General features: G+C 68.9%; 12 protein-coding genes and 1 tRNA gene. 6 read left to right on the plus strand and 7 right to left on the minus strand.

All coding sequences use genetic code 11. The features are described from left to right. From H0W38_RS00215 to hrcA, 3 genes are all read right to left on the minus strand, one after another. A partial coding sequence (locus H0W38_RS00215) for a hypothetical protein (RefSeq protein WP_292450504.1) occupies positions 1-731 on the minus strand: 731 nt, incomplete at its 3' end. A 460-nt stretch (positions 732-1,191) separates the two neighbouring features. After that, positions 1,192-1,268, minus strand: a tRNA-Ile gene (locus H0W38_RS00220). Between the two features lie 34 nt (positions 1,269-1,302). Continuing rightward, the gene (gene hrcA, locus H0W38_RS00225) at positions 1,303-2,331 is read right to left on the minus strand and encodes a heat-inducible transcriptional repressor HrcA (RefSeq protein WP_292450505.1); all 1,029 of its coding nucleotides are present in this window, start codon (positions 2,329-2,331) and stop codon (positions 1,303-1,305) included. 83 nt (positions 2,332-2,414) lie between these two features. Between hrcA and H0W38_RS00230 the strand changes: the two genes are divergently transcribed. From H0W38_RS00230 to H0W38_RS00250, 5 genes are all read left to right on the plus strand, one after another. Further along, positions 2,415-3,317: an NAD kinase gene (locus H0W38_RS00230; protein WP_292450506.1), complete on the plus strand. Its 903-nt coding sequence runs from the start codon at positions 2,415-2,417 to the stop codon at positions 3,315-3,317. Positions 3,318-3,443: 126 nt separating this feature from the next. Continuing rightward, entirely contained in the window at positions 3,444-5,171 is a 1,728-nt protein-coding gene (recN, locus tag H0W38_RS00235; RefSeq protein WP_292450535.1) for a DNA repair protein RecN, read from the plus strand. A 175-nt stretch (positions 5,172-5,346) separates the two neighbouring features. Further along, a complete protein-coding gene (rapZ, locus tag H0W38_RS00240) occupies positions 5,347-6,249 on the plus strand; it encodes an RNase adapter RapZ (protein ID WP_292450507.1) in 903 nt (300 codons plus the stop codon). A gap of 14 nt (positions 6,250-6,263) precedes the next feature. Further along, positions 6,264-6,890, plus strand: coding sequence for an LON peptidase substrate-binding domain-containing protein (locus H0W38_RS00245; protein WP_292450508.1), 627 nt, complete (start codon positions 6,264-6,266; stop codon positions 6,888-6,890). Between the two features lie 7 nt (positions 6,891-6,897). Further along, entirely contained in the window at positions 6,898-8,379 is a 1,482-nt protein-coding gene (locus H0W38_RS00250) for an aspartate aminotransferase family protein (protein WP_292450509.1), read from the plus strand. 48 nt (positions 8,380-8,427) lie between these two features. On the opposite strand, the gene uvrA is transcribed toward H0W38_RS00250, so the two are convergent. Further along, entirely contained in the window at positions 8,428-14,796 is a 6,369-nt protein-coding gene (gene uvrA / locus H0W38_RS00255; RefSeq protein WP_292450510.1) for an excinuclease ABC subunit UvrA, read from the minus strand. A 170-nt stretch (positions 14,797-14,966) separates the two neighbouring features. Here uvrA and H0W38_RS00260 point away from each other — a divergent pair, with 170 nt between their 5' ends. After that, complete coding sequence (locus H0W38_RS00260) at positions 14,967-16,091, plus strand: ABC transporter substrate-binding protein (RefSeq protein WP_292450511.1); 1,125 nt, start codon at positions 14,967-14,969, stop codon at positions 16,089-16,091. 71 nt (positions 16,092-16,162) lie between these two features. Here H0W38_RS00260 and H0W38_RS00265 read toward each other — a convergent pair whose 3' ends face one another. Genes H0W38_RS00265 through H0W38_RS00275 form a run of 3 tightly spaced genes read right to left on the minus strand, consistent with a single transcriptional unit; the run spans position 16,163 to position 17,999 of the window. After that, positions 16,163-16,822 carry a 2-hydroxychromene-2-carboxylate isomerase gene (locus H0W38_RS00265; RefSeq protein ID WP_292450512.1) on the minus strand — a complete coding sequence of 220 codons (660 nt, stop codon included), beginning with the start codon at positions 16,820-16,822 and terminating at the stop codon, positions 16,163-16,165. Beyond that, on the minus strand, positions 16,819-17,019 hold the full coding sequence (locus H0W38_RS00270; RefSeq protein ID WP_292450536.1) for a DUF1289 domain-containing protein: 201 nt from the start codon (positions 17,017-17,019) through the stop codon (positions 16,819-16,821). Before H0W38_RS00270 ends, H0W38_RS00265 begins: the two co-directional genes overlap by 4 nt. A 53-nt stretch (positions 17,020-17,072) precedes the next feature. Then, positions 17,073-17,999 (minus strand): hydroxymethylglutaryl-CoA lyase, encoded by a 927-nt coding sequence (locus tag H0W38_RS00275; protein ID WP_292450513.1) that lies wholly within the window; start codon positions 17,997-17,999, stop codon positions 17,073-17,075. Between the last annotated feature and the right edge of the window lie 4 nt (positions 18,000-18,003).

Here is an 18,003-nt window from a genome sequence, read left to right on the forward strand (position 1 = left end):
GAGATCGCGAACGCGAACTCGCCCGGAGCGGGCCGGTAGCTGCGGCCCCAACGCAGGCCGGTCGAGACGTTGCGGAAGTGGAAATCGTGGCCGAGCACGGTGCGCGACTGCGTGCCGTTGCCGCGGTCGAACAGGCCGACGCCGCCGCTCACCACGCCCAAGGCGCCCAGCCGCCAGTCGGACGTGGCCGCCAACAGGTGCGCCGGGCCAACCCGAAGCGCCGTGGCCGACAGCGTGTGATCAGGCGTGAGGCCGTGTCGCAGCTTGGCCAGCATCACCAGGTCGGTGCCGGCACTCAAGTGAACCGCGTCCTCGCTCAGGCGGCCGACTTTCAGCGACAACTCGGTCGAGCGAGGCACCAGCATGGGCGCGGGCAGTCCGTTAAGCGGCGCCACCAGCGTCGGTAGGCCGTTACCGCGGGTGGGCGCGAAAGACGAAGCGGTCAGCGCCGCGCTGCCGCAAGGTAATTGGCCGAGCAGGTCGGCGCCCTCGCCCGGCGTGCCATCGCACGGTGAGCGCAGCCGCAAGCCTTCCTCACGCGCTTCATCGGCGAAGTGAAAGGGACGATGCACCAGCGCCGCGTCGACGCGCTCGTCGACGTGGCTGGCGTAGCTGACACCGACCATCGGCAACGCCGGCCGCATGACGGTGCCGGCATCGACGAAGCCGCCGAGACGCAGGCTGGCGGCTTGAAGTGCGACAGGGGCGACCAGCAGGAGCGCAAGCACCATGCGCAAGGAGCACGGACGCGTTCGGCCCCGCGCGACGCGGGGCGAGAAGGAAATGAAAGGGTGTGACACGCGGTTCGGGCGATCTGATTTGCGCGGAATGGTAGAGCCCGCTGGGCGCAAAACGGATCGGGGAAGCCTCGAAGGACCGCGCTTTTCCGGCGGCATTCGGGACTATTTCCGGCTTCGGTCATGAGAGTGAATGAAGCGCGGTGCCGAGCTTCTCGATCACAAGGCGAACGCCGATTCACAGTCACTACCAAAGCGCATGTTGTCGACGCGGTTCGCATCGCCATTGCGTGGCGCCGGAACGGTGGCCCGTGTTGCCGACGCCAGCGTTGCGGACCTTTAAGCGGGCATCGATCTGGCGATAGTCATCGCGAGGCAAATCGGAGCGCCGAGCCGACACAAGCTGCAAGATGGAAGGGCGCTGTCAGCGCTTGCCACTTGATTGGTGCGTGTGTGGTAGGCCGTGTTGGGATCGAACCAACGACCAAAGGATTATGAGTCCTCTGCTCTAACCGACTGAGCTAACGGCCCGCGCCCGGATTCTAGAAGCGCGCCCGCACCTGCCTCATTTGTGGCTCAGCGCATTGCCCACCAGCCGCGACGTGATGTCGACGATCTGGATCATTCGTTCATACGCCATGCGCGTGGGTCCGATGACGCCCAGCGTGCCCACCACCTGCCCGTCCACTTCGTAGGGCGCCGAGACGATGGAGAGTTCCTCGAAAGGCACGACCTGGCTTTCGCCGCCGATGTAGATGCGCACGCCCTCGGCGCGGCTGCTCACGTCGAGCAGGCGCATCAGCTGCGTCTTCTGCTCGAACAGATCGAACAGCTTGCGAAGCGAGCCCATGTCGTTCGAGAAATCCTGAACTGCCAGCAGGTTGCGCTCGCCGGAGACGACGAGCTGCTCGGTGTTGCCCGCCTCGGCTTCGCTGCCGAGCTTCATGGCCGCCTGCATCAAGGTGGCGATCTCGCCGCGCAGCGCCTCGATCTCCGTCTTGAGCCGCTCGCGCACGGCCTCCATGGTCAGGCCGCTGTAGTGCGCGTTGAGGTAGTTGCTGGCCTCGATCAGCTCGCCTTGCGCGTGATCGCGGGCTGTGAACACCACGCGGTTCTGCACGTCGCCGTCGGGAGCGACCAGGATGACGAGCACACGGCGCTCGCTCAGGCGCAGGAACTCGATGTGGTGGAACACGCTCGTCTTGCGCGGCGCAGTGACCACGCCGACGAACTGCGACAGGTTACTGAGTACCTGTGCCGCATGGGTGATCACGCGCTGCGGCTGGTCGGGCTGCCACTGCTCGCGCAGTTGCTCGTGCTGCGTGTCCTTGTGGCCCAGATCGCGCGGCCGGGCGGTGAGCATGGTGTCGACAAAGAGCCGGTAGCCACGCGCTGTGGGAATGCGTCCGGCGCTGGTGTGCGGGCTGGCGATGAGGCCGAGCTCTTCCAGATCGGCCATCACGTTGCGGATCGTCGCGGGGCTCAGCTCCAGCCCCGACGCGCGCGACAAGGTGCGCGATCCCACCGGCTGACCGTCGGCGATGTAGCGCTCAACGAGTGTCTTCAGCAGCCTCTTCGCGCGGTCGTCCAGCATGGTGTTTCATTGTAGGTGCGGGGGCCCGCGCCCTCGCCTGAGCACGGCGCCGGGCGTGAACCCTGTGGTGTAATTCTTCGACCATGGCGAGCCGCTTCCGTCACGCCGCCCTCGTGGGCAAGTACCAGGCGCCGGGCAGCCGCGCGGTGCTGGCCAACGTCGCCGAGTTCCTCACCAGCCAGGGCCTCGAGGTTTCGCTCGACGCGGGCACCGCGCTGGCGGCGGGGCTGTCCGACTACGCCGCGCTCGACGCCGCCGCGATCGGCGCGCAGTGCGATCTGGTGGTCGTCGTCGGCGGCGACGGCACGATGATCGCCACGGCCCGCATGCTGGCCCGCCACGGCCTGCCGCTGATGGGCATCAACCAGGGCCGCCTGGGTTTCATGACCGATATCTCGATCAGCGAACTGCGTGAAACGCTGGCGCCGATGATTGCCGGCGATTACGAGGAAGAGCACCGCACGCTGCTCGAAGGCTGTGTCCAGCGCCCGTCGGCGCATGGCGTCGAGTCGCTCTACGAGAGCTTCGCGGTCAACGACGTGGTGGTCAGCCGCGGCGCCAGCGCCAGCATGGTGGAGCTGCGGGTGGACGTGCAGGAACAGTTCGTTGCCAACTTCCGCGCTGACGGGCTGATCGTCGCCTCGCCGACCGGCTCGACCGCTTATGCGCTCTCGGCCGGCGGGCCGATCCTGCACCCCGGCATCGCCGGCTGGGTGATGGTGCCGATTGCGCCGCATGCGCTGTCCAACCGCCCGATCGTGCTGCCCGACACCGGCGAAGTGCGCATCGAGATCGTCTCCGGCCGCGAAGCGATCGTGAATTTCGATCACCAGAGCCTGGCCAGCCTGCTCCACGGCGACTGCATCTGCGTGCGGCGCAGCGAGCACCGCATGCGCGTGCTGCATCCGCGCGGCTGGAGCTATTACGCGACGCTGCGCCGCAAGCTGCACTGGAACGAGGGCGTGCTGCCCGAGACCGGCGCATGAACCGCGAAAGAGGGGCCCCGCGCAGCGGGGATCGAAGCGGTTCTTGCGCCGATGCCGGCGACGGCCCGACATGGGGACATGCGCAGACCTGCGGAGCCGGCGCATGAGCCTTTCTCGCACGCCGCCATGCTGAGGCGCATCACCCTGCGCGACTTCGTGATCGTGCCGGCGCTCGAACTCGATCTGCACCCCGGCTTCACCGCGCTGACGGGCGAGACCGGCGCGGGCAAGTCCATCCTCATCGATGCCCTGCAGTTGGCGCTGGGCCACCGCGGCGACGCAGGCGTCGTGCGCGAAGGCGCGGCGCGCGCCGAGATCGGCGCCGAATTCGACACGCCGCCTGCTTTGCTGGCCTGGCTGGCCGAAAGCGGTTTCCAGAACGAGGACGGCGACGACCTCGGCTTGCTGCTGCGCCGCACGCTCGATGCGCAAGGCAAGAGCCGCGCGTGGATCAACGGCAGCCCGGCCACCATCGGCCAATTGCGCGAGGCCGGCGAGCGCTTGGTGGACATCCACGGACAGCACGCCTGGCAAAGCCTGACCCGGCCCGACGCGGTGCGCGCCTTGCTTGACGGCTATGCCGGCGTCGATGCCGCACCACTCTGCGCAGCGTGGAGCGGCTGGCGCACAGCACAGGAAAACCTGGCTGATGCGCGAGCTCGGCAGGGCGACCTCGAACGCGAACGCGAGCGCCTGCAGTGGCAGATCAGCGAGCTGGCGAAGCTGGCGCCCGGGCCCGACGAATGGCCCGAGCTCGAAGCCGAGCACCGGCGGCTGAGCCACGCGCAGGCGATCCTGGAGGCGGTGCAGGCTGCGCTGGCCGCCATCAGCGACGACGAAGCGTCCGCCGAGGCGCGCAGCGCGCAGGCCATTGCCGTGCTCGAAGGCGTTGTGGAACACGACGCATCCCTGCGCGATCCGCTGGAGGCGCTGCGCAGCGCGCAGGCGCAATTGCAGGACGCCGCCCACACGCTGACCGCCGCCCAGCGCCACGGCGAGCTCGAACCCGAGCGTCTGCAGGCGCTCGACGAACGGATCGCGGCGTGGATGAGCCTGGCCCGGCGTTTTCGCCGCCAAGCCACTGAACTGCCTGCGCTGCTGGCCGACTGGCGCGACGAGCTTTCACGGCTCGATGCCGCCACCGACCTCGCTGCGCTGGAGCGCGCACTGACCACGGCCCGTGCCGTTTTCGATGCCACCGCCCAGGCGGTCTCGGCGCAGCGCAAAGCCGCAGCGCCGCGGCTCGCCAAGGCGGTGACCGCGGCGATGCAGCAGCTCGGCATGGCGGGCGGGCGCTTCGAGGTCGCGCTGGAGCGCCTGGCCGAACCGCAGCGATTCGGGCTTGAGGCAGCGGAGTTCCGCGTCGCCGGCCATGCCGGCAGCACGCCACGCGCGCTCGCCAAGGTGGCCTCGGGTGGTGAGCTGTCGCGCATCGCGCTGGCCATTGCGGTGACCACCAGCGAACTGGGCGAAACCGGCACGCTGATCTTCGACGAAGTCGATGCCGGCGTTGGTGGCAGCGTGGCCGATGCCGTGGGGCAACTCATGCGCCGCCTCGGCCGCGACCGCCAGGTGCTCGCCGTGACTCACCTGCCGCAGGTGGCCGCGGCCGCGGACCGGCATTGCGTCGTCAGCAAGCAGGCCCGCGGCACCGGGACGGTGAGCGACGTGCAGCCGGTTGCGGGCGACGCACGCGAGCAGGAGATCGCCCGCATGCTGGGCGGCACGGCCGCCGGCGAGACCAGCCTGGCGCATGCGCGCGCGCTGCTCGACGCCGCGAGCGTGCCCGTCGCGCCGGCTTCGCTCGCACCGGCGCCGGGCCCGGGCACCGAACGAAAACGGCAGCGCGCATGAAGCCGTTGCCGAGCCGCATCGATCGAGGCCGCCGCCTTTTCGCCGGGCAGGAAGAAGGCGACAAAGGCCGCAGGCGCTTTCCGCGCGGCCGCCGCGGGCCGCGAAGTGTGCCTTTCGGCTCCACGGAGGGCACGCTCCCCCGGCGCGGGACAGCGCGAAACGCGAGGGTGCACTCTTGAATGCGCCCGCAGCAACGACGCGCGAAGTGGTGCTCGTCACCGGCATCTCCGGCTCGGGCAAATCGGTCGCGCTGCATGCGCTGGAGGACGCCGGCTTCTACTGCGTCGACAACCTGCCGCCCGAACTGCTGCCCGAGTTCCTGCGCCTAGAGAACGCGCGCACCGACCGCGCGGTGCGCCGCATCGCCATCGCGGTCGACGTGCGCAGTGCCGGCTCGCTGCCGAATCTGCTGCCCTTGCTATCGCAACTGATCGGCGCCGGCGTCGTGGTTCGAGCAATTTTTCTGGACGCCAGCACCGGCGAGCTGGTGCGCCGCTTCTCGGAAACGCGGCGGCGCCATCCGCTGAGCAAGGATGCGCCGGGCGACGAGGTCGATCAGCATCGCGCCCTTACCGAGGCCATCGAGCTCGAACGCGAGTTGCTCGCCGAACTGCGCCAGGCCGCCACCGTCATCGACACCAGCGAGCTGCGCCCCACGCAGCTGCGCGCATGGGTGCGCCAGCTGGTGCAGGCGCCCACCGGCGGTGGGCTGACGCTGGTGTTCGAGTCGTTCGCGTTCAAGCACGGCGTGCCGCTCGACGCCGATTTCGTGTTCGACGTGCGCGTGCTGCCCAACCCGCACTACGTGCCGGAGTTGCGTCCGTTCAGCGGGCGCGACCTGGTGGTGATCGAGTACCTGATGCAGCAACCCGAGGTGGGCGAAATGCTGGGACAGATCGAAACCTTTTTGGCGCGCTGGCTGCCTGCGTTCGAGCAGGACCAGCGCGCTTACCTCACCGTGGCGATCGGCTGCACCGGCGGCCAGCACCGCTCGGTGTACTTCGCCGAGCAGCTCGCGCAGCGCTTTCACGGCCGCGGCGCCGTGCTGGTGCGGCACCGGGAACTCGACGCCCGCTGAAGCCTCCCACTTCGATGATCACTGACGCCGCCACAGCCTTCGAGCTGCCCCTGTTTCCGCTGCAGTCGGTGCTGTTTCCCGGCGGCCTGCTCGGCCTGAAGGTGTTCGAGGCCCGCTATCTCGACATGATCGGAAGCTGCCTGCGCGAACAAACACCGTTTGGCGTGATCGCGCTCAAGAAGGGCAGCGAGGTCAAGGCGGCGGATAGAACCCCGGTGGCGCTGGAGTCGGTGGGCTGCATGGCAGAGCTGATCGAGGTCGATAGCGTGCAGCCGGGCATCCTCCAGGTGCGCTGCCTCGGCACGCAGCGCTTCGAGGCCACGCACCTCGAGCAGCAGGCCGACCATCTGTGGGTCGCCCAGGCCCGACGGCTGCCCGAGGACGAAACGGTGCTGCCGAGCGAAGCGCTGCTCGGCTCGGCGAAAGGCCTGGCCAATGCCATCGCCACGCTCAAGCAGCAGGGCAGCGTGCCGTTTCTCGAGCCCTACCAGTTCGACAGCGCCGGCTGGCTGGCCAACCGCTGGTGCGAGATCCTGCCGATCTCGCTCGCCGCCAAACAGAAGCTGATGGAGCTGCCCGACCCGCTCGTGCGGCTGCAACTGGTCGACGAGTTCCTGCGCAGCAAGGGCGTGGTGGTTTGAGCCGCCCATGACGCGCCTTGCCGCGCTCAGCATGGCGCCCGAGCAGTTCCGCGCGCTCGGCCATGCGCTGGTGGAGCGCATCGCCGATGAGCTGGCCGCGCTGTACGCCCGGCCGGTGGCCGACGGGGTGACGACGCCGGCCGGCATCCGCGCCCGCCTCGGCGATCGTGGCTTGCCGGCGCAGGGCGAGGACGCCGCGCACGTCCTCGAGGAAGCGGCGGCCTTGCTGTTCGAGCAGACGCCACGCACCCGCCACCCACGCTTTCATGGCTACATTGCCGCCTCGCCCGCACCGATCGGCATGCTGGCCGAGCTGCTGGCCGCATCGGTCAACAGCAACGTGGCGCTGTGGAACGCCGCGCCGGTGGCGAGCGAGATCGAGGCACAGACCGTGCGCTGGCTGGCCGAACTGGTGGGCTACCCGGCCGGTTGCGGTGGGCTCCTGGTGAGCGGCGGGAGCATGGCGAACCTGGTGGCGCTGCTCGCCGCACGCCGGGCAGGGGTGTCGTGGGACGTGCGCGAAAGCGGCCTGCGCGGCGCGGCGCTCGCGGTCTATGCCTCGCGCGAGACGCACGGCTGGCTGCACAAGGCGGTCGATCTGGCCGGAATCGGCACACAGTCGCTGCGCTGGATCGCGACCGACGCCTTGCAGCGGCTCGACGTCGCGGCGCTCGAAGCGGCCATCGACGCGGATGTCGCGGCCGGCGTGCAGCCCTTGATGGTGGTCGGCACCGCCGGCACGGTGAGCACCGGCGCGGTCGATCCGCTGCCCGCGATGGCGGCGCTGTGCCGCCGGCACAGCCTGTGGCTGCACGTCGACGGCGCCTACGGGGCGCCGGCGGCTTGCCTGATCGACTCGAAGCATGCCGGCCGGCTCGGCAGCGCCGGCGCCGACCTTGCCGGCCTGCGCGAAGCAGACTCGCTGGCGCTGGACCCGCACAAGTGGCTTTATGCGCCGATCGACGCGGGCTGCGTGCTGGTGCGCGATCCGCGCAGCCTGTTCGACGCCTTCAGCCACCGCCCTCCCTACTACGGCACGCCCGGCGAAGACGACGGCCTGAACTTTCACGAACTCGGGCCGGAGAACACGCGCGGCCTGCGCGCGCTCAAGGTCTGGCTGGCGCTGCGCGTCGCGGGCCGCGAGGGCTTCCGGCAGATGATCGGCGACGACATCGCGTTGGCGCAGCGGCTGTTCGAGCGCGTGCAGGCCACGCCGCGGCTCGAGGCGCTGACGCAGCAGCTCGGCGTCACCACCTTTCGCTTCCGGCCGCCCGGCCTGCACGACGAGGCGGTGCTCGACGCGTTCAACCGCGAACTGCTCGCGCGCCTGCAGCACGACGGCCGCGCCTACCTGAGCCAGGCGCTGATCGGCGGACGCTTCGCGCTGCGCGCATGCATCGTCAACTTCGCGACGCTGCACGCCGATGTCGATGCGCTGCCGGGCCTCGTGCAGGAACTGGGCGACGCGCTCGTGCTCGAACGCCCGTAGCCGCTTCGACGAGGCCGGCGCTGCGCCGGCACACGCGGCCGGTCCGGCTCAGGCGCCGATGCGCGCCCGCGGTGCCGGCGCCACCAGCGAGCGGCCGAGCACCGGCGCCAACGCCACGCCCGTGTGCGTGCCCGCGGCCACCACCTGCTCCGGCGTGCCGGCCGCCACCACACGGCCGCCACCGCCACCGCCTTCGGGCCCGAGATCGATGACCCAATCGGCCTCGGCGATCACGTCGAGGTCGTGCTCGATCACGATGACGCTGTGCCCGCCGTCGACCAGCCGGTGCAGCACGCGGATGAGCTTCTCGACATCGGCCATGTGCAGACCGACCGTGGGCTCGTCGAGCACGTACAGCGTGTGCGGCAGCTTCTGACCGCGGCGCGTGATGTCGTCGCGCACTTTGCTCAATTCGGTGACGAGCTTGATGCGCTGCGCCTCGCCGCCGCTGAGCGTGGGCGACGGCTGGCCCAGGGTCAGGTAGCCCAGCCCCACGTCCTTGAGCAGTTGCAGCGGGTGCGCAATGCTCGGCATGGAGGCGAAGAAATCGACCGCCTCGTCGACCTCCATCTGCAGCACGTCGCCAATGCTCTTGCCGCGCCAGGTGACGGCCAGCGTTTCGGGATTGAAACGCGCGCCGTGGCATTGGTCGCAGGCCACCTTCACGTCGGGCAGGAAGGCCATCTCGATGGTGCGCAGGCCCTGACCCTCGCAGCCGGGGCAGCGGCCGGTGCCGGTGTTGAAGCTGAAGCGCGCGGCGGGGTAGCCGCGCGCCTTTGCTTCCAGCGTCTCGGTGAAGAGCTTGCGGATGGTGTCCCAAAAGCCGATGTAGGTGGCGGGGCAGGAGCGCGGGGTCTTGCCGATGGGCGTCTGGTCGACTTCGAGCACGCGATCGACCGGCTCGAAGCCGGCGAGACCCGTGCAGCCGGTCCAGGCGGGGTGTCGGCCGGCGGCGAGCGCATCGCGGCCCGCCTTGGTGACTTTCATGGCGGCGGCGGCGTGCACGTTGTGCAGCAGGACGTCGCGCGCGAGCGTGCTCTTACCGGAGCCGGAGACGCCGGTGACGGCGACCAGGCGTTGCAGGGGGATGTGGAGGTCGATGTCCTGCAAGTTGTGAAGTGATGCGCCGGTGAGCTCGAGCCCGATGAAATCACCTGCCCCGCTCTGCTCCCTCTCCCTCTGGGAGAGGGCAGGGGTGAGGGCCAACGCAGCAGCCCGACCCGGCCGACCGGCCGCAACCGGCTGGCCCCTCACCCCGGCCCTCTCCCCAGAGGGGCGAGGGAGCAAAGCGTGTCCGTCGGTGGATGGAGACTCCACCGGCCGCCGCGCCTGCAGCGGATGCCGCATCGGATGCGCGAGCAGGCGCCCCGTTACCGACGCCGGCTCGCGCAGCAGATCGGCGGCCGTGCCCTGCGCCACCAGCCGCCCGCCGCGTTTGCCGGCACCGGGCCCGATGTCGATGATGTGCTCGGCACGTCTGATCGTGTCCTCGTCGTGCTCGACGACGACCAGCGTGTTGCCCTGGCTGCCCAGCACGTGCAGCGCGTCGAGCAGGATGCGGTTGTCGCGCGGGTGCAGACCGATGGTCGGCTCGTCCAGCACGTAGCACACGCCCTGCAGGTTGCTGCCGAGTTGCGCGGCCAGGCGGATGCGCTGGGCTTCGCCTCCGCTCAGCGTCGGTGCCGCGCGGTCGAGCGTGAGATAGCCCAGGCCAACCTGTTCCAGGAAGCTCAGCCGCGAGCGGATCTCGGCGATCACGTCGCGCGCGATCGTCGCCTCGCGGCCGTCGAGCTTTTGCGCCTCGATCCAGCGGCGGGCATCGACGACCGAGCGTGCGGCCACAGCGGCGATCGACTGCTCGCCCTTCTCGTCACCGCGCGCCTTCTCCGCGGCGCCGTCACCGCCACCGCCCATCATTTCCCGGGCGTCGCGACCGCCATCGCGACGCTTCTCCGGAGCACCGCCATCGCCATCGCCCAGCTTCTCTGCAGCGCCGCCACCGCCCGCCTGCGCAACCGCGACGCCCTGCTCTTCACCACCGCTCGGGCGGCTCCGCTCACCCGCCTTGCCGAAGCGCACCGCCAGCGAGACCTTGTTCAAGCGCGTACCTTGGCAGGTGGCGCAGGGCGCGTCCACCACGTCTTCCACGTCGGGCTCGGCGAAAGTCTTCTCTCGGCCGCCACTGTCTTCGTCTCGCACCGAATCGTCGAGCGCCTTGCGCTGCTCGCGCGTGAGCGCCAGCCCGGTGCCCACGCAGTCGCCGCACCAGCCGTGCTTGCTGTTGTAGGAAAACATGCGCGGGTCCAGCTCGGGAAAACTGGTGCCGCAGCTCGGGCAGGCGCGCTTGGTCGAGAACACCCTGACGCGGCCGATCCGGTGCGTCGGCGCGCCGTCGGCCATGGCCGCTTGCAGGCCGTCGAGCGGTGCGAGCAGGTGCACGACGCCCTTGCCGAGTTCGAGCGCCTTGGTCAGCAGCGTGCGCAGGCCAGCCTCGTCGTCGGGCTGCACGGTAATGTCTCCGACCGGCAGCTCCAAAGTGTGTTCCTTGAAGCGGTCGATGCGCGGCCAGGGCGAGGTCTTCATGAACTCGCCGTCCACGCGCAGATGCGTGTGACCGCGCTGGGCCGCCCACTTGGCGAGGTCGGTGTAGACGCCCTTGCGGTTGATGACCAGCGGCGCGAGCAGGCCGACGTGCTGGCCGCGGTAGTCGCGCAGCAGTTGCGCGGCGATGGACTCGGGTGTCTGCGGGCGCACCGCCACGCTCGCGTCGGCCGTGCAGTGCGGGCAGTACTGGGTGCCGAGCTTGACGAACAGCAGGCGCAGGAAGTGATAGACCTCGGTGCTGGTGGCCACCGTGCTCTTGCGGCCGCCGCGCGAAAGGCGCTGCTCGATGGCCACCGTCGGCGGGATGCCGTACACCGCATCCACCTCGGGCCGCCCGGCCGGCTGCACGATGCTGCGCGCATAGGCGTTGAGCGATTCGAGATAGCGGCGCTGGCCTTCGTTGAAGAGGATGTCAAAAGCCAGCGTGCTCTTGCCGGACCCCGAGACACCCGTGACCACGCTGAACTTGCCGCGCGGAATATCGACCGACAAGCCCTTGAGGTTGTGCTCTCGCGCGTTGACGATCTGTATCACCCCCTCCCCGCCGTCTCCCTCACTTGCAGTGCGCGATCCGGCTTGCAAGCCGGATCCGCTCGACGGGCTCGCCGCATGCGGCTCGAAAGCCCCGTCTCGCCCCCAGCCCTCTCCCTGAGGGAAAGGGAGTCGTTCGCGCACTTCGACGACCAGGCCACCTTCGCCCAGCGAGCGCTCGTAGGCGCGCAGCGCCGCACCGGTGTGCGACGTGGGATGCAGCTTCACGTCATCGGGCGTGCCGAAGCACACCAGCTCGCCACCCGCCTCCCCACCCTCCGGCCCCAGATCGATCAACCAGTCCGCCGAGCGCACGACATCCAGGTTGTGCTCAATGACCACGAGCGAGTGCCCGGCCTCGAGCAGCTTGCGGAAGGCGCGCATCAGCTTGGCGATGTCGTCGAAGTGCAGGCCGGTGGTCGGCTCGTCGAACATGAAGAGCGTGCCCTTCTTCGCCACCGGCTGGCGCGTGGCGGTGGCGTTCTTCGCCGCGTCGGCCAGGAAGCCGGCGAGCTTGAGGCGTTGCGCCTCGCCGCCGCTGAGCGTGGGCACCGGCTGGCCGAGCTTCACGTACTCGAGACCGACATCGACCAGCGGCGTGAGTGCGCGCAGCACCTCGCGGTCCTGGGCAAAGTAGCGCGCCGCGTCGGCGATGGTCAGCTCCAGCACCTGGTTCACGTCCAGCGACTTGCCGGCGCGTTCGATCTTCACTTCCAGCAACTCGGGCCGGAAGCGCTTGCCGTCGCAGTCGGGGCAGCGCAGGTACACGTCGCTGAGGAACTGCATCTCGACGTGCTCGAAGCCCGAGCCGCCGCAGGTCGGGCAGCGGCCGTCGCCGGCGTTGAAGCTGAACATGCCCGGCCCGTAGCCGCGCTGTCTTGCAATGGGGGCCTCGGCGAAGATGGCCCGCAGCGTGTCGAAGGCGCCGACGTAGCTGGCCGGGTTGGAGCGCGCCGTCTTGCCGATCGGCGACTGATCGACGAACACGGCGCCGTTCAGGTGGTCGGCACCGAGCAAGCGGTCGTGCTCGCCGGGCGTCTCGGTGGCCTTGCCGAAATGGCGGGCCAATGCCGGGAACAGCAGGTCCTGCATCAGCGTGCTCTTGCCGGAGCCGCTGACACCCGTCACGCAGACCAGCCGCTGCAGCGGGAACTCGATGGTGAGGTCACGCAGGTTGTGCTCGCGCGCGCCTTCGACGACGAGGCGCGGCGTGTTGTCGGTGACCAGCCGCTTGAGGCCTAGGCCGATCGAGCGGCGTGCGCCGAGGTAGGCGCCCGTCATGGTGTCGGCGCGTTTCAGGTCTTCGGGCGTGCCGTCGAAGACGATGCGCCCGCCCTGCGTTCCGGGGCCAGGGCCCATGTCGATCACGCGGTCGGCGGCCAGCATCACAGCCGGGTCGTGCTCGACGACGACCAGCGTGTTGCCGGCGTCGCGCAGCCTGAGCATCGCCTGGTTGATTCGGTTCATGTCGCGCGGGTGCAGACCGATCGAAGGCTCGTCGAGCACGAACAGTGTGTTGACGAGCGAGGTGCCGAGCGCCGTCGTCAGGTTGATGCGCTGCACCTCACCGCCGCTGAGGGTGCGGCTCTGGCGGTCGAGCTGCAGGTAGCCGAGGCCGACGTCGCAGAGGTACTTGAGGCGCGTGCGGATTTCCGTGAAAAGCAGGTGCAGCGCCGTGTCGATGGCATCCGCCGCAGGGGCAAGGTCGGTGTGGGAACCGAACGGGCGGTCGAAGAACGACCGCAGCTTGTCGATGGGCATCAGCATCAGGTCATGCAGGCTCAGCCCCGGCAGCGCTTCGAGCTCCTCGCGCGTCCACGCCACGCCGTGCGGCATGAAGCGCTTGCCGGGCGCCAGCACCATATCGGCGCCCTCCTTCGTGCCGAGGCGCCACAGCAGCGACTCCAACTTCAGCCGCGCGCCCCCGCACACGGTGCACGGCGTGTAGCTTCTGTACTTGGACAAGAGCACGCGGATGTGCATCTTGTAGGCCTTGCTCTCCAGGTACTCGAAGAAGCGGCGCACCCCGTACCACTGCTTGTTCCAGTTGCCCTTCCAGTTCGGCGTGCCCTCGATGACCCACTCGCGCTGCGCCTCGGAGAGCTGAGCCCAGGCGGTGTCGCGCGGTATGCCGGCTTCGCCGGCGTAATCGAGCAGGTCCTTGAAGCTGTCCTTCCAGGCCGGCGTGGCCAGGGTCTTGATCGCGCCGCCACGCAGGGTCTTGCGGGCGTCGGGAATGACGAGGCCCCAATCGACACCGATCACCCGGCCGAAGCCGCGGCAGGTTTCGCACGCACCGTAAGCCGAGTTGAACGAGAACATCGCCGGTTGCGGATGGCTGTAGCGCGTGTCGCTGTCGGGGCAGTGCAGGCCCGAAGAGAAGCGCCAGATGCCGGCTTCTCGGGGAAGCGATGGCTTTGCCTCTTCTTCTCGCTGGGGGCGAGACGGGGCTTTCGAGCCGCATGCGGCGAGCCCGTCGAGCGGATCCGGCTTGCAAGCCGGATCGCGCACTGAAAGTGAGGGGCCGGCCCGACCTTCATCTTCCGTCGCAGAAGCGGAAACCGAAGCCGATGCGTACACGTTCAACCGACCACTGCCCCGCTTGAGCGAAATCTCGAGAGCCTCCACCACGCGCGACTTCTCCACGCCGTCGAGCCGGAACCGATCCGCCACCACATCGAGCAGCTTGCGCGGCCCCGTCGGCGTGGCGATCTCGCGCTCGGCCTGCACGCGGGTGTAGCCGCTGGCCGCGAGCCATTGCTCGATGTCCTGTTGCGACGTGTTGGCCGGCAGCTCGACCGGAAAGGTGACGACCAAGCGCTGACCCGGTGCAGCACGCCGCTGCAGCTCGGCGTAGATCGACTCCGGGTCGTCCTCGCGCACCGGCTTGCCGCTCTGCTTGTCGAACAAACGCCCGGCGCGCGCGAACAAGAGTTTGAGGTGATCGTTCAACTCGGTCATCGTGCCGACCGTCGAGCGCGAGGTGCGCACCGGGTTGGTCTGGTCGATGGCGATGGCCGGCGGCACGCCTTCCACGTGGTCGACTGCCGGCCGGTCCATGCGGTCGAGGAACTGGCGCGCGTACGCGCTGAAGGTTTCGACGTAGCGGCGCTGCCCTTCGGCATACAGCGTGTCGAAGACGAGGCTCGATTTGCCGGAACCGCTGGGCCCGGTGACCACCGTCAGCTCACCGGTGTGCAGGTCGAGATCGAGGTTCTTGAGGTTGTGCTGGCGCGCGCCGCGAATGCGGATCACGCCGGGTGGGCATTGACCGTTAGGCATGGGGGTCCCGGGGGTGAGGCAGAAGATTCTAGGGATGCGCCCACGGTCCCTGCGAAGCGGGTCTTTGTCACGCCGCAGCGGCTGCATGTCGGTTCTTCCCAATGCGCGCCAGCGTACATCTGAGTAACCTGATGTAAACGTTCGTTCGACAACGCACCGAGGAGTTCCAGATGCGCAATCTTTCGGCAGCCTTCCGCTGTCTCGCCCAACTGCTGTTGCTGTCAGGCGCAGCCTTGCCGGCCGCTGCACAGATCGTCGTAGGCCAGACGGCCGGCTTCACCGGCGCCGTCGCCGCCGGCGTGCAGGAAAGCACTGCGGGGGCCAAGCTTTACTTCGACGCCGTCAACGCCAGTGGCGGCGTAAACGGGCAACCGATCAGGTTGGTCTCGCTGGACGACAAGTTCACGCCCAAGCTGGCGGCCGAGAACGCTCGCAGGCTGATCACCGAGCACGGCGTAATCGCGTTGTTTCTCACCCGCGGCACACCGCACACCGAGGCCATCTTGCCGCTGCTGACGGAGTTCAGACTGCCGCTGGTGGGGCCTTCCACGGGTGCCATGGTGCTGCACGAGCCGGTGCACGCCTACATTTTCAACGTGCGGGCAACCTATCAGCGCGAGGCCGAACGGGCGGTGCGGCACCTGGGGCTGACCGGGCTGACGCGCATCGCGATCCTGCGCACCGACGACTCCTTCGGGGCGGACGTGGTTGCCGGCGCCGTCAAGGGCTTCGCCGGCGCCGGCCTGCAACCGGTGATGAACGAAACGTTCAACCGCGCCAAGCCCGACTTCAGCGCCATCGCGCCGATGGTGGCGAAGTCCAACGCGCAAGCGGTCGTGTTCATCGGCTCCGGTGCGGCGGTGTCCGACGGGACCAAGGCGATTCGTGCGGCCGGCTCCAGCGCGCAGATCGTCACGATGTCGAACAACGCCTCTTCCGGCTTCATCACACAAATGGGAGAGAACGCCCGCGGCACCATCGTGTCGCAGGTATTTCCCAGTTCGCGCTCCATCGCATCCCCGCTGGTCAAGGAGGCGATCGAGCTCGCCAAGGCCAAGGGACTGGACGGAGTGACCCCGGCCATGCTCGAAGGCTTTGCGGCCGCGAAGGTGCTGGTAGAGGGCCTGCGCCGCGCGGGCGTTGCCCCCACACGCGAGAAGCTGGTGCTTGCCCTCAACGGCATCCGCAAGTTCGACCTGGGCGGCATGGAGCTGAACTACAGCCCGACCGACCACACCGGCCTGGACTTCGCCGACCTGTCCATCATCGGTGCCGACGGCAGGTTCCGCCGCTGAGTCGGCGCCGGCTCGCTCACGGCGGCGAGAGCGTCCGGCCGAAGCGGCCCTGTTCACCGCGCAAAGACGGCTCAGCGCGAGCGCTGCACTCCGGCCGCGACCGCCGCGGCGCGGTCCCACTCGGCGTCGAACCACGGCTCACCGCGCAGGCACGCGGCCGCCATGTCGAGCGCATCGGCGCCCCAGAACAGCAAGGGACCGAGCGCCGGGTCACGACGCGGCAGTTCGAGCGTCGGCACGCCGAAGATCCCGCGCGCGATGGCGACGTCGGTGTTGGCACGCAGCGCCTGCTTCACTGCGACGGACTGCGGATCGCGTGCAGGCGCGAGTTGCACCGTGAGCCGTGCCAGCGCCTGCGCATCGTCGCCCGCACCGCCGCTGCGCCAGACCTGGTGCAGCACCGTCTCGCACTGGTAGCGGTTCGCAGCGCCGTCCTCGCCGCACGCCACCAGCAGGCGCAGCAACGGCAAGGGATTGAACGGGTGCGCCACCGGCATCGCGAGTGCGACGCCGTCTCGATGCGCGAGCCAGGCCACCTGCCGGTAGGTCCAGTCGCGCTTGGGTGCAATCTCGGCCGGCCCGAGCTGGCCCCAGTGCGCAAGCAGTCCGGCAAAGAGCAGCGGCCGATAAGTCACCGCGTAGGAACAACCCTCGAGCGCCTGCGGCAGGCGCTCGAAAGCAAGGTAGGCATAGGGTGAAATCGGGTCGAACCAAAAGGTGATCGGTGTCATCTCGAGCGGTCTCCGGTACCGCGGCGACGAACTTCAAGCTGAAGCCAAACCGCGCGCCTTTCGGGCTCGTCCAACACCGCCCAGGCGACGATTTCATCGATGGTTCGCCAGCAGCCTTCGCACCACCCGCTCGCTTCGTTCATCCGGCATACGTTCGTGCAAGGGGAGGCGACTGCGCCGCTCCCCTCGCGGGGCAGTGCTGCCCCGTCCCGAACCCTGCCCTCGGGAGAAGGGGCGCTTTCTTTGCGCGTCATGTCGCCGCCGCCGCACGCCTGGCCAGTACGGCGTTGGCGACCCGCGACACCGGCTTGATGCTCAACTTGCCCGATATGAACGCCGCCGCGTCGACCAGCGCATCGAGCTCGACGCCCGTCTCGATGTTCAGACCTTGCAGCATGAATACCACGTCCTCGGTCGCCACATTGCCGGTTGCACCCTTGGCGTAAGGGCAGCCACCCAGGCCAGCCACGCTGGCATCGAAGCGATGGATACCGAGTTCCAGGCAAGCGTAGATGTTCGCCAGCGCCTGGCCATAGGTGTCATGAAAATGGCCACTGACCTCATCGATCGGGTAATGCTTGAGCGCGCGCTCCATCGCCGCCTGCACGCGCCGTGGCGTCCCTGTGCCGAGGGTGTCGGCCACGCCCACATGCTGCACGCCGATCTCTCGCATGAGCCTGACGACGAACTCGACGCGATCGGGGTCGGTCTCGCCTTCGTAGGGACAGGCCAGCGCGCACGAGACGGCGCCGCGCACCTTGATGCCGGCAGCGCGCGCCGCCTCAGCCACGGGAGCGAAACGCTCGATCGATTCCGCGATCCCGCAATTGATGTTGCGCTGGCTGAAAGCTTCGCTGGCGGCACCGAACACCACCACCTCGTCCGGCCACCGCTCGCGTGCCGGCGTCATCGCCGCTTCCAGCCCCTTGAGGTTGGGCGTGAGCACGCTGTAGCGCACGCCGGGCCGGCGCGCGATGCCGGCCATGACCTGCGCGTTGTCGGCCATCTGCGGCACCCATTTCGGGCTGACGAAACTGGTGACTTCGATCTCGCGCAGGCCGGCTGCCTGCAGACGGTGAACCAGCTCGATCTTGTCGGCAGCAGGCACTGGCGCCGGTTCGTTCTGCAGGCCGTCACGCGGACCCACATCGAGCAAAGTCACGCGGCTCGGGAGCATGTGA

Origin of the sequence: Methylibium sp. (genome assembly GCF_013817365.1) — a bacterium.
In the GTDB taxonomy this organism is placed as follows: domain Bacteria; phylum Pseudomonadota; class Gammaproteobacteria; order Burkholderiales; family Burkholderiaceae_C; genus Methylibium.